Annotated in this window: 11 protein-coding genes and 4 CRISPR repeat arrays (2 of these 15 only partly in view); of the genes, 4 read left to right on the top strand and 7 right to left on the bottom strand. The window is 70.1% G+C overall.

The annotated features are described in order from the left end of the window. Window positions 1-298: direct repeats of the CRISPR family, unit length 28 nt; unit sequence GAGCTACCCCCGCGGGCGCGGGGACGAC; it reaches 706 nt to the left of the window's first position. A gap of 175 nt (window positions 299-473) precedes the next feature. Together B086_RS46130 and B086_RS0125540 are read right to left on the bottom strand one after the other, a co-directional pair. Continuing rightward, window positions 474-1226 carry a hypothetical protein gene (locus tag B086_RS46130; RefSeq protein ID WP_018569276.1) on the bottom strand — a complete coding sequence of 251 codons (753 nt, stop codon included), beginning with the start codon at window positions 1224-1226 and terminating at the stop codon, window positions 474-476. A 608-nt stretch (window positions 1227-1834) separates the two neighbouring features. After that, window positions 1835-2335 (bottom strand): hypothetical protein, encoded by a 501-nt coding sequence (locus tag B086_RS0125540; RefSeq protein WP_018569275.1) that lies wholly within the window; start codon window positions 2333-2335, stop codon window positions 1835-1837. Between the two features lie 21 nt (window positions 2336-2356). Here B086_RS0125540 and B086_RS0125535 point away from each other — a divergent pair, with 21 nt between their 5' ends. Both B086_RS0125535 and B086_RS0125530 read left to right on the top strand, forming a co-directional pair. Further along, the gene (locus B086_RS0125535) at window positions 2357-2635 is read left to right on the top strand and encodes a hypothetical protein (protein ID WP_018569274.1); all 279 of its coding nucleotides are present in this window, start codon (window positions 2357-2359) and stop codon (window positions 2633-2635) included. Then, a complete protein-coding gene (locus tag B086_RS0125530; protein ID WP_018569273.1) occupies window positions 2632-3243 on the top strand; it encodes a hypothetical protein in 612 nt (203 codons plus the stop codon). The genes B086_RS0125535 and B086_RS0125530 overlap by 4 nt, the downstream gene beginning before the upstream one ends. A gap of 330 nt (window positions 3244-3573) precedes the next feature. Continuing rightward, window positions 3574-5221: direct repeats of the CRISPR family, unit length 28 nt; unit sequence GAGCTACCCCCGCGGGTGCGGGGACGAC. Window positions 5222-5242: 21 nt separating this feature from the next. Here the strand turns inward: B086_RS0125530 and B086_RS0125525 are convergent. Then, window positions 5243-5803 carry a DciA family protein gene (locus B086_RS0125525; RefSeq protein WP_018569272.1) on the bottom strand — a complete coding sequence of 187 codons (561 nt, stop codon included), beginning with the start codon at window positions 5801-5803 and terminating at the stop codon, window positions 5243-5245. Between the two features lie 215 nt (window positions 5804-6018). Then, complete coding sequence (locus B086_RS45640) at window positions 6019-6165, bottom strand: DUF6354 family protein (RefSeq protein WP_267880897.1); 147 nt, start codon at window positions 6163-6165, stop codon at window positions 6019-6021. Between the two features lie 254 nt (window positions 6166-6419). Between B086_RS45640 and B086_RS0125510 the strand changes: the two genes are divergently transcribed. Both B086_RS0125510 and B086_RS44695 read left to right on the top strand, forming a co-directional pair. Further along, window positions 6420-7742, top strand: a complete 1323-nt coding sequence (locus B086_RS0125510; RefSeq protein WP_063746820.1) for a NucA/NucB deoxyribonuclease domain-containing protein — start codon at window positions 6420-6422, stop codon at window positions 7740-7742. Window positions 7743-7763: 21 nt separating this feature from the next. Continuing rightward, window positions 7764-8360 (top strand): hypothetical protein, encoded by a 597-nt coding sequence (locus B086_RS44695; protein ID WP_158690420.1) that lies wholly within the window; start codon window positions 7764-7766, stop codon window positions 8358-8360. Between the two features lie 269 nt (window positions 8361-8629). On the opposite strand, the gene B086_RS45965 is transcribed toward B086_RS44695, so the two are convergent. The 3 genes from B086_RS45965 to B086_RS0125490 form a co-directional block, all read right to left on the bottom strand. Next, window positions 8630-8758 carry a hypothetical protein gene (locus B086_RS45965; RefSeq protein ID WP_267880896.1) on the bottom strand — a complete coding sequence of 43 codons (129 nt, stop codon included), beginning with the start codon at window positions 8756-8758 and terminating at the stop codon, window positions 8630-8632. 391 nt (window positions 8759-9149) lie between these two features. Then, a CRISPR array of direct repeats spans window positions 9150-9544; the repeat unit is 28 nt; unit sequence GAGCTACCCCCGCGGGCGCGGGGACGAC. 200 nt (window positions 9545-9744) lie between these two features. After that, entirely contained in the window at window positions 9745-10119 is a 375-nt protein-coding gene (locus B086_RS0125495; RefSeq protein ID WP_018569268.1) for a hypothetical protein, read from the bottom strand. Next, window positions 10116-10340 (bottom strand): hypothetical protein, encoded by a 225-nt coding sequence (locus tag B086_RS0125490; RefSeq protein WP_018569267.1) that lies wholly within the window; start codon window positions 10338-10340, stop codon window positions 10116-10118. Before B086_RS0125490 ends, B086_RS0125495 begins: the two co-directional genes overlap by 4 nt. A gap of 226 nt (window positions 10341-10566) precedes the next feature. Further along, window positions 10567-10718: a CRISPR direct-repeat array (repeat unit 28 nt); it runs 1280 nt beyond the window's last position.

Raw genomic sequence — 10718 nt, 5'->3', positions numbered from 1 at the left:
GGGGGCAATCCTCGTAGTGCTCGTGGGAGCTACCCCCGCGGGCGCGGGGACGACCGCCAGCCACTCCTGAACCTTCTCAAGCTGGACGAGCTACCCCCGCGGGCGCGGGGACGACATGCGCATCACGTCATCCGCGCTCTTCGCCGTCGAGCTACCCCCGCGGGCGCGGGGACGACGACGCGGCCTCCATCCCCCGCCGCCACGCCGTGGAGCTACCCCCGCGGGCGCGGGGACGACGAAAACCTGCACGTCAGAGCACGTGGTCAAGGGGAGCTACCCCCGCGGGCGCGGGGACGACACTTCGTGACCTGCGGCGATGTCAGGTGATCAAACCATTTTGCTTTACCTCGTTCCCAGAGCGCCAGTGTCCTCCGCTCTTGGCGCGAACGAGCTGTACTGCAGTGCCGTAACCGGAATCCCCGCGCGTGCGGGGACGACGCGAACCGTCATGGGGCGCTTCGTCATGCCCGGAGTCAGGAGCCGAGCACGTCGATCAGGCGATCGTCTAGGTCGGCGAACCGCTTCTCCCGCCGCCACGGACGCAGCTCCCGCCGCGCCGCCTTGATTCGGAGCGCTGGTACACGGCCACCCGTCGACGCAGCCGCAGTGACACAACCGTGCAGCAGCACGGCCGCCGCCTGCGGTTCATCGAGCCGGATCCGGGCCAGCGCCTGATCCGTGGCGACGATCGCCTGCTGCACCCGCTCCCGCGGCGCAGAAAGAGCAGCGGCCGATCCAGCAAAGTGGTCGTGTGCAGCACCCGGATCGCCGACGTGCAGCTGCATGATGCCGTCGAACCCCCTCAGATGGGCGGCCGAGAAGGACGTGCCCGCCGGATCGCCGTCGCGGTCCATGTCGTACCAGGCAAGCGCGAGCGCCGCCTTGGCCTGCTTCTCCGCCCCGGACCGGGCGGCGATCTCCGCCTGCAGAGCGTGCGCCCGCGCCCGTACCACGGTGCTCTCCCCGGCGCGAGCGTCACGCACCGCCGCGTCGACGAGCCGCTGCGCCGCGTCGAGGCCGGGTGCTGAGTACAAGGTGACGAGGGCATGACTCATGTGGACGACGGCGCGTCGCCACGGCTGCCCGGCGGCGCCCGCCGCAGCGGTGGCCTCGGCGTACAGCGCCCTCGACGCGGCGTCATCGCGGGTCTCGAACGCGGCCCGACCGGCGAGCGTGTACGCCTGCGCGGCGACCGCCTGCAGGACGGGCAGCAGCGGCTCGGGCACGCCCGCCGACAGGAGCCGTCGGCACGACTCGACGACAGGTGCGAGAAGGAGCTGTACCCGAACGAACGGCAGCGAACCGACCTTGTTGGTTGACGTCCGTGATGGCCGTGCTCATCGCGGCGAGCAGACCCTCGTCCACCCGGGCAGGGTCGGCGAGGGCCGCTGAGAGCGCGCCCTGGGTCGACGGGCCGAGGAGGGCGAGCAGTCCACCGCCGCCCTCGGTCGCCGTCCGTACGAGCAGGGTGCGCAGCTCAGCAAGGCGGTGTTCGCTCTCGCCCAGGTACGCGAGAGCGTAGAGGAACTCGGCGAAGTCGGACCCCGTGCCGAGCGACACCGTGCCGTCGGCGCCGCGGGCGTACAGGTGGGCGAGGAGGAGCTGATACCGCTCGCCGGGCAGGATCGGTGTCGTGCCGGATTCCCACCGTGCGACGGACCGCTGCACACTCGCAGGGCTGGCGTCGAGCGGCTGCCCGAGGTCTCCTGCCCTGCCGATGATGGCTCGAGCCGTGTCAGCGAGAGACCAGCCGCGGGCTTGCCGTAAGCATTTGAGTGTGGCAACGCCAAGTCTCTCGTGCGCGCTCACACCCCCAGGATGCACCGCCACGGCCTCACACGGGCACGATCAGCCGCGGTTTCCCCTGCCCTGCTGCGTAGTTGATCGTCTGCCAGGTGCCCGACACGCCCTCGGGCCCCGCGAGCGGAAACCCCGCGATCACGCCGGACCGGTCGACCATCCACCGGTTCCGGGCATGGTAGGCCGGCGTGCGCAGTTCGGCGGCGCCGAGTTCGACGATCTCGTCGATCCGATCGCGGCACTGCTCCATCGCCTGTCGCGCGTCCGCCGGCTGCTGCGCGACGGTTCCTGGCACGACGACCGTGATCCCCGAGCGCGAGTTCCCAGCGAGCCACAGCAGGGACAGGGAGTCGACGCCGCGCGCGCCGCCGATGTACCAGCGCGTATCGGGCGTGGCCCACGGGCCGAGGTAGCGATCGAAGATCTCGGCGTACCAGCTCAGCTCGTGGTGCTCGGTCTGGCGGGTGCCGGTGATCGCCACAACGAGGCCCATGATCATCTCCGTGTCATAGGTTGTCAGCTCCTGCGATTCCACGCGGCGCGCTGAGATGGACTCATGGACGCGATGACCGCACCGGCCATTCTGGCCGACCAGCTCGCAGCACGCGGGCTGTCCGTGACACCACAGGGCCAACACGCAGTAAGCGTGACAAACCCCCTGCACCCGCTCGTCGGTGAAACCTTCACCAACCGCAGTGGCCGCTACCTCACCGGATACGGGTACGAGATCGGCGTGCACGAAGACGAGCCCGCGACCGCCGATCGGCTCGCATTCCTCCTCGGCCTGCCCAGCCGTCCCCAGGTACCCGTGCAGCGGACAGAGGCCGCGCGGTGACCGGCCAACCCGCACTGCCCCCTGCCGAGGCGCAGCCGGGCGTCCTCGTACACCCGGCCGCCGACCGGCGCCTGGCCACGGAACACTGGCTCCTGTCCACACGCCCCGATAGCCGGCAGGCCCGCCTGGAATGGGCCGAGTACGGCGGCGCCGCCCTCCCCCTCGGCACCCTCTTCTCCGCCGTCCGCATCCCCGCCGCCCTGGTCCATGCTCTCGCCGCCAGCACGGAGTGGGACGCGGTCGACGCATTCCTCGCCGAGGCCCTGGACGGCGGCCCGGTCATCTGCGACCCACGCTGGAGCGCGTACTACGCCCTCGTCCCAGCCAGCGTGCCCGTGACCTGGCGGCCGGACACCTACGGCTGGCGCTCCCAGGACGTGGAGTGCCTGGGCCGCGGCACGTACCTCGGCGTACCGGCGCTGACAGCGACCACCTTCCGCGACCACGGGCCGGGCCTGTACTGGTCGGTGCCGATGGAGTCGCCCGCAGAGTTGTGCGCGCCGCTGACGGTAGCCCGGCTCATCGCCGCAGGCGCACACCGGCTGGCCGACGCAGACGCCACGCTCGCCGCTCAGGCCGACGAGCCACCGGCCCCGGAAAGCGCCTGATGATCTGCGCCCACTGCGACTGTCCGATCCGGCCCGGCCAGCCGTACGACACGGTCCACCCCGAGACCGGGTCGGGCGTGGCTGGCCCCGCCCACCGGCACCTCGGAGCGTGCCGGCCCGCCGGACCACGGCAGACCGCGCCGGAGCCGACGCCATGGTGGCAGCGGCGGTAGCACCGTACGATCCCCTCGTCTCCATATCGCCGACGGCGCCGGGGGCACTCAGCCTCGTACGAGGTCGGCGAGAGGGACGTCGAGATCCGTGCGATCCGCAGCAGCGTGCTGAGCTTGGACTCCTCGCCGCCCTCGATGTGCTGGAGCGTGTATCAGCGAGCTACCCCCGCAGGCGCGGGGACGACTCGGCCGTGAACTGGCAGGTGGAGTCCCACTCGGAGCTACCTCCGCGGGCGCGGGGACGACCGCCCGGTCTCACACCACAAGACCTGGCGACACCTGGGTGCCGATCACCGGCATGCAGAGCAAGGGAGCTACCCCCGCGGGTGCGGGGACGACCTGGAACGTCACAATCGAGCACGCGTGACCCCCCGAGCTACCCCCGCGGGTGCGGGGACGACGGCCGTGTGACTCGAACGGTGTCGAGCAGGAGCGAGCTACCCCCGCGGGTGCGGGGACGACGCCGGGCCCCACAGGGCGGCGAGGGAGCGGAGGGAGCTACCCCCGCGGGTGCGGGGACGACACCTTGAGCCGCGCGAACTGCGCGTACTTCGGGGAGCTACCCCCGCGGGTGCGGGGACGACGTCCTCGCCCTGGTCCTGCTGGTCACCACGGTGGAGCTACGCCCGCGGGTGCGGGGACGACCGGCCCTTCGCTTCACCAGGACTCAACCCGGACGAGCTACCCCCGCGGGTGCGGGGACGACGTCCAGTCCACCCGCCTGGAGCTGTCCGGCAACGAGCTACCCCCGCGGGTGCGGGGACGACTCGGCGTCAGCGGACGCCTTGGCATGCCGGTTCGAGCTACCCCCGCGGGTGCGGGGACGACATCCGTCATGACTGCTCCTGCTCTCATCAGGGGGAGCTACCCCCGCGGGTGCGGGGACGACGCCTGGATCCCGCCGGCCGTCGTCCGGAACGCGGAGCTACCCCCGCGGGTGCGGGGACGACATGGTCCACGGCAACGGCGGCAACCTGGACCAGGAGCTACCCCCGCGGGTGCGGGGACGACCTGCTGGACGAACTGGACGTCGAGATCCCCGAGGAGCTACCCCCGCGGGTGCGGGGACGACGCGCCACCTACCTCCTCGAAGCAGCCAAGGAAAGAGCTACCCCCGCGGGTGCGGGGACGACGTCTGGGACACCACCGATCTGCCCTGGCAGAAGGAGCTACCCCCGCGGGTGCGGGGACGACCCGGAGGGGGCCTATTTGCATGTCCGGGGGCCCGAGCTACCCCCGCGGGTGCGGGGACGACCGCCGGCCTCTTCACCTCCGGAGACTGGCAGGGGAGCTACCCCCGCGGGTGCGGGGACGACCAGACGAGTATGCCCGCCAGCGTCGCCCTGCCGGAGCTACCCCCGCGGGTGCGGGGACGACACAAAAAGCCTGGCGCCACCAGGCTGACATAGGGAGCTACCCCCGCGGGTGCGGGGACGACGCCGAGACGGGCGAGGGCGAGACCAGCAGGGAGCGAGCTACCCCCGCGGGTGCGGGGACGACCCAGCCGTCTACCTGTTGCGCGTCCCATTCCTCGAGCTACCCCCGCGGGTGCGGGGACGACGTCACGCGCTCGGCGCCCTTCAAGTACGGGCTCGAGCTACCTCCGCGGGTGCGGGGACGACATGCGCCGTCACCGGCGCCCGTGATCCTCCCAGGAGCTACCCCCGCGGGTGCGGGGACGACATCGACGAGCCCGAGTACCCCCAGCTCATCAAGGAGCTACCCCCGCGGGTGCGGGGACGACGACCAGCGGGACGGCATTGAGTACGAGTTCGACGAGCTACCCCCGCGGGTGCGGGGACGACACTTCGTGACCTGCGGCGATGTCAGGTGATCAAGCCATTTTGCTTTACCTCGTTCGCAGACCGCCAGGGTCTTCCGCGAACGAAATGTACTGCAGCACTCTGACTGGATTCCCACGCGTGCACGGTGCAGCCCGCCGCCTTGTTGGCGGCGGACTGCACCAGCCGGGCCTTCGCCGCCCAGGCCGCCGAATCCAGGCACACCGTGAGCCGGCCGGAGTCCGGGGCGTACGATACGGCGGCGACGTGCCCGGCGAACTCGGGGACGATGGCCGCCCACCGCTCCCGCAGCGTCGCACCGGCGGCCGACCGAGACGGGACAGGCGCTGCGCCTGGGGCGACGAACGCCCGGGTGAACAAGCGCTGCGCCAACAGCTCGCCGTACCGGGCGATGTGGTCGTGGACGATCTGGTGGTCGGCGGCGGCGCGGGTACGCCAGCCCAGCACCTGCTCGCGGGTGAGCTCCTCAAGGACCAGCTCCTGGCCGTCGTCGACGTCGGCGGGCTCCGGCTGCGAAGCAGGCACGATGACAGCGGCCGGGCTCGGCGCGGGCAGCATGACCGGGGCCACCGGCTCGTCTGCCACGTCGGCCGACTGCCGGGCACGGGGCCGGTCATCGGGCACCGCCGTGGGCGAGGAGGTGCAGGCGGGCGAAGTCGCCGTCGGTGAGCGGGCCGCCGTTGGGGCGGGCGAAGGTGGCCTCGCGGCGTACGGCGGTCACTGTCACCGGGAACAGCATCTGCTGGCCGGGGCTCGTCGGCTCCCGCTTCCGGGGAACTGCTCGGCCGTCTCGTGGAGGTTCACGCCGCGCTCTCCTTGAGGCCGAGGGTGTCGTAGGCGGCGCGGGCGTAGTCGCTCGGGGTGGCGGCGGCGCCGTACACGAAGGCCATCGCGGTGAGCAGCCGGGTGCAGCGCGGATCGGCGGCCACCGCGTCGCTCTCCTCCAGCAGTCCCGTCTAAGTACCGGTCGCACATCTTCGACGGCTTGGTGCCCAACATGGGCCCAGGCCGCCGATAATTCAGCGTCACCTCGGGAAGTCGAAGACAGCAGTCAGTGTCAATGGTGACCGTTCAGCCGGACCCAGACAGGTTTTAGCCAACTCAGGCATTTCGCATTCACCTGCTAGATCTTGGTGCCTAGCGTGGGGCTTCTGCAGCAGCTGCTATTCGCGGCTGCCCCGATACCGTTGAAGGGAAGAATTTGAGAGCCGTCTTCAAAGCAACATTGATAGCCCTGGCGCTCGCCCTGCTCCCCGCACAAGTCGTGGCTGCAGCGCCACAAGCCCAAAGCGACAGTGCCTCCGAACTGTCCTCCGTCGGAGCGGCGAAACTGCCGGAGCCGAAGCCGAATCAGGCGAAGCGGCCCACAGCTCGTGGGGTGGGCGCAGCGGAGGACTCGTGCGCACGCGTTCGTGCGCGCATCGATGTACTGAAGGCTGAAGGAGCACAGACAGTCGCGTGTGTCACTTCCGCGCCTGCACGCAAACCCTCAGCTCCTTCCATTTCGCCGTCCTCGTTCTCCGCCGAGGACGACCGTGAGGCGTTGCCCCTGCCCCCTTGGTGCTATGAGAGTTCCAACGGGGACGGCACCTGGTACTACAACCGGTTCCAGGCCTGCTCGATCGCCACCAACCTCGTCAATGTCATCGATGTCAAATCGGGTGCGACGGTGGGTCAGATCTTCTACCAGACGAACGAGTACGTCTACACCAACGACGAACTGGCGAACTGGGGGCACCAGGTGACCATCCGTCTGGTCACCCAATGGGGAGAGACAGCTGGTACCACGGTTCAAGGCGACGCCATATGCAACGGAACCTGCACGCTTTCAGTCGGCCACATCGACTTTCCCAGTCAGCCCCTCAGTCAGAGCAATCCGCCGTTTGGTGAGGCATTTCCCGAGACCACGGCGACCGCGACCGGTGCTGTGGGCGAAGCCAAGTCGGTGATGTACTGGCAGTTCAAGAACCCGAAGTGGGCGAAGCAGCCCGACTTGGTCGGCTCTCAGGTGGCCGTGCCGATCCGCTGCGACAACGATACGAAGGGTGTGTCGACGGTCGGCTGCGTCTTCAAGGACTACGAGCCGGTCAACGTCGTCAGCCGCAACGGCCTCTACCCTAAATACGCCAAACACATCTCTGAAGCGCAGGCCTCGGGGCTTCCTGGCGCATACCCGGACGGTCAGCCGCTGACCCGACAGACCGACAGCGCAGAAGCTACCAAGAACAGGAGCACGGCTTGCCCCCAGGCATCAAAAGGCGGATACACGCGACCTGCGGGATACAGCTGCGACGAGTACCCCTTCGCCTCCACACACGAAGGGGCCGCCAACAATCCCACCCTCGGCAGGTCCTTCAGCTGGTGTCAGATCAGCCAACTTTCCAGCCGCACCGGCCCCGGCTGGAGTGCCTGCATGATCCCCGCCACCGAGAACACAGCAGCCGGACGAGATGACCTGCGCCCCTTCTACAACAAGAACCGCGTCCTCGAGAAGGACAAGTTCTACGTGTGGATCGTCGACTAGCGGTCCCACTAGCATGGCCGCATGACGGAGCCAGAGCCCACCCCCTTATCCAGCACAGTGCGAGTGGACTACCACACCTTCGAGCTGACGGACTCCGACCGGCGCACGCGCATGGGGTTCGACACTTCGAACGGCCTGGTCTTCTCCCAGCCGGGGCAGACCGTGATCTGCACCGGGATCAACGCGGGGCGGGTGAACGTCAGCGTCCAGGCACGTCGGCATCCACCGTCTCACGTGGATGCCGACGACTGGGACGAGGTCGTCGACCACACCGTCACGACTGCGACCGGGGTCCTACGCGTCACAAGCATTTTCAACGACGCCCCCGACCTGCCTCCGCTGACTGCGCACGGTCCAGGAACCTACCGGCTTCGTGTGCATGCACGAGGGCGCGATAACGCCCCAGACGGCGCCTCCGAAGACGCTGTCGAGGACTACCTGCTTATTGCCTGGCCGGCCGAAGCACAGCCGGAAGAGATTCACAAGCAAACAGACCGCTACGGTGCCGAGCTACGAGCCGTTCCAGGGAAACCAGCACCAACACCGCCTCCAGCCACCGCTGAAGACGCCGAGCGCCAGCGTATTCGAGAACGGCTTCACCGCCACCGCGCCAAGTAGGAAAATGTAAATCGTTCGGTGTAACTCCGATCATGGAGGATGCATCGATGACCAGTGAGAACGTGGCCGAGCAGGACGCTGCCGAGTCGGCAGCGGCTGTGTCGGCGAAGGCCGTGGACGTTCCCGGTGCTGCGCGAGCGCGCCGGGCTGTTCCTGTTCCCACAGCGGCCTTCACCCGCCGGGCGCGCCGGAAATGGATCACTTCCCCGCACATCTCGCACCCGCCACCCGGTGCCCAGGCGGACCCCGTCGTCGCACCGCCCGTCCGTTCACGCCCGGCGCCGCACCAGGCCCCGTCGGATCAGCCACGGATACGGGAGCTCGACCAGGCCCTTGCCGCAGGTCTCCACCAGCCGGTCGGTCAGCCGGCGGCCAGCAGCCGCAGCGCGCCTCCCCACAGCTCCAGCAGCCCCTCCAGCCGGTGCAGTTCCGCCTCCGCGGCCGCCGGGACGACAGCGTGCCGAGGTTGGTGACGTCGGCGGTGGCGGAGCTACCCCTACAGGCGCGGGGACGACCGGGGCGCCGGCCATTCGGCAGGCGCCGCCCCGCGGGAGCTACCCCCGCGCATGCGGGGACGACTAGACCTCGAGGAGGGTCTTGACGGTGGCGTACGGGCTACCCCCGCAGGCGCGGAGACGACGGGATGAGGACATAGGAACGTTCCTAGGCTGAGGAGCTACCCCACGCATGCGGGGTCGACAGCGTGACCCGGTGTACCGCACAGACTGTAGGCGAGCCCCCCGCGTGCGGGGACGACGTTGATCGCCGGTACGTCCGGTGCGGGCAAGTCGAGCTACCCCCGCGGGCGCGGGGACGACGAGCATGCTGGTCCCCCTTCTCCGGGTGGGCCGGAGCTACCCCCGCGGGCGCGGGGACGACCGCGCCTGGATGAACGCGTCGGGCCGGGCGGGCGAGCTACCCCCGCGGGCGCGGGGACGACACCGACGCCCGCGCGGCGGCGACGGCGATCCTCGAGCTACCCCCGCGGGCGCGGGGACGACTTGCGGGCGAGCCGGGCAGTGACCCGCTCCTGCGAGCTACCCCCGCGGGCGCGGGGACGACCCGATCACGGCGCGCGGACGCCCCTCGGCGTCGGAGCTACCCCCGCGGGCGCGGGGACGACAGAGCCTTCTCCTGGTCGGGTACCTCGACCGGCGAGCTACCCCCGCGGGCGCGGGGACGACACTTCGTGACCTGCGGCGATGACAGGTGATCAAGCCATTTTGCTTCACCTTGTTCGCAGACCGCCAGGGTCTTCCGCGAACGAGATGCAGCACCCTGACTGGATCCCCGCAGGCGCGGGGACGACACAAGGTCCGTAGGCCACGTGGCCCCTCCCGGCGAGCTACCCCCGCGAGCGCGGGGCGACGGGTGCGGTGGTTGGTCAGTCGGCGATCCAGGACTGTTTGATTTCGTGGGCCACGTCGCGGACGCCGAGGCCGTCTCGGGCTCGGGATGCGAGTACTGCGGCGTCTTTCGCTTCCACCGTCACCGTCAGCCCGGACGCTGTCAGGTATGCCGCAGCGACGACTGCGGCGAACAGCTCGTTGCGGACCTCCAGGGCAGGCACGCGGGCCAGCTGGTGCATGAGGGCTGCAGCGCGGTGGTGCGGTTCGGGGTAGACGGGGACGTTCAGGACCTGGTCGGTGTGCCGGGCGACGGCTGCGGCGAGACTGCCGTAGTCGGTGACGTCGGGGTCGGTACGGAGGTACTGGTGGGCGACGTCGAGGAGCCAGGCGCGGTCGATGTGGAGGATCACGCGGCGGCACCGTCGGGGCGGCCGGTGCCGAACTCGGCGTCGAACGCGGGTCCCCAGGCGGTGACGTAGTGCTGGGCGGCGGTGAGGAACCGGCGCCGGTGGACATCGTGGGTGACGACCTGGCCGACCAGCTCGGGCACGGTGATGCCGACGCGTTCGGCTTCGGCTTCGAGTGCCGCGTACGCGGCGTCGTCTACAGGGACCTCGATGCGTTTGGCCATAACGGGCAGCGTAGCAGCGGCCGGGGGTGTGCCGTAGGGCCCGGACGCGCAGGCCCCGGACGCCCCACCCACTTCCGTTCCGGCTGCGACCGCACCCTCGGCGGCCGCCCCCCCCGGGGGTGTGGGGACGACCGGCCGGTGACGGTCGCGGTGGCCTCGGCGCGGAAGCTACCCCCCGCGCGTGCGGGGACGACGTGGCGACTCCCTCGACCTCCAGGTAGTCGTACGAGCTACCCCCGCGCGTGCGGGGACGACCTCCGGGTCCCGTGTCGGCCTCTGCGAGTCGAGGAGCTACCCCCGCGCGTGCGGGGACGACCCCGACACGCCGCCCGAGACGGACCACTGGTGGGAGCTACCCCCGCGCGTGCGGGGACGACC

Origin of the sequence: Streptomyces sp. PsTaAH-124 (genome assembly GCF_000373685.1) — a bacterium.
In the GTDB taxonomy this organism is placed as follows: domain Bacteria; phylum Actinomycetota; class Actinomycetes; order Streptomycetales; family Streptomycetaceae; genus Streptomyces; species Streptomyces andamanensis.
The sequence above is the reverse complement of the archived record's forward strand: the minus strand, read 5'-3'. Positions and strand labels throughout refer to the sequence as shown.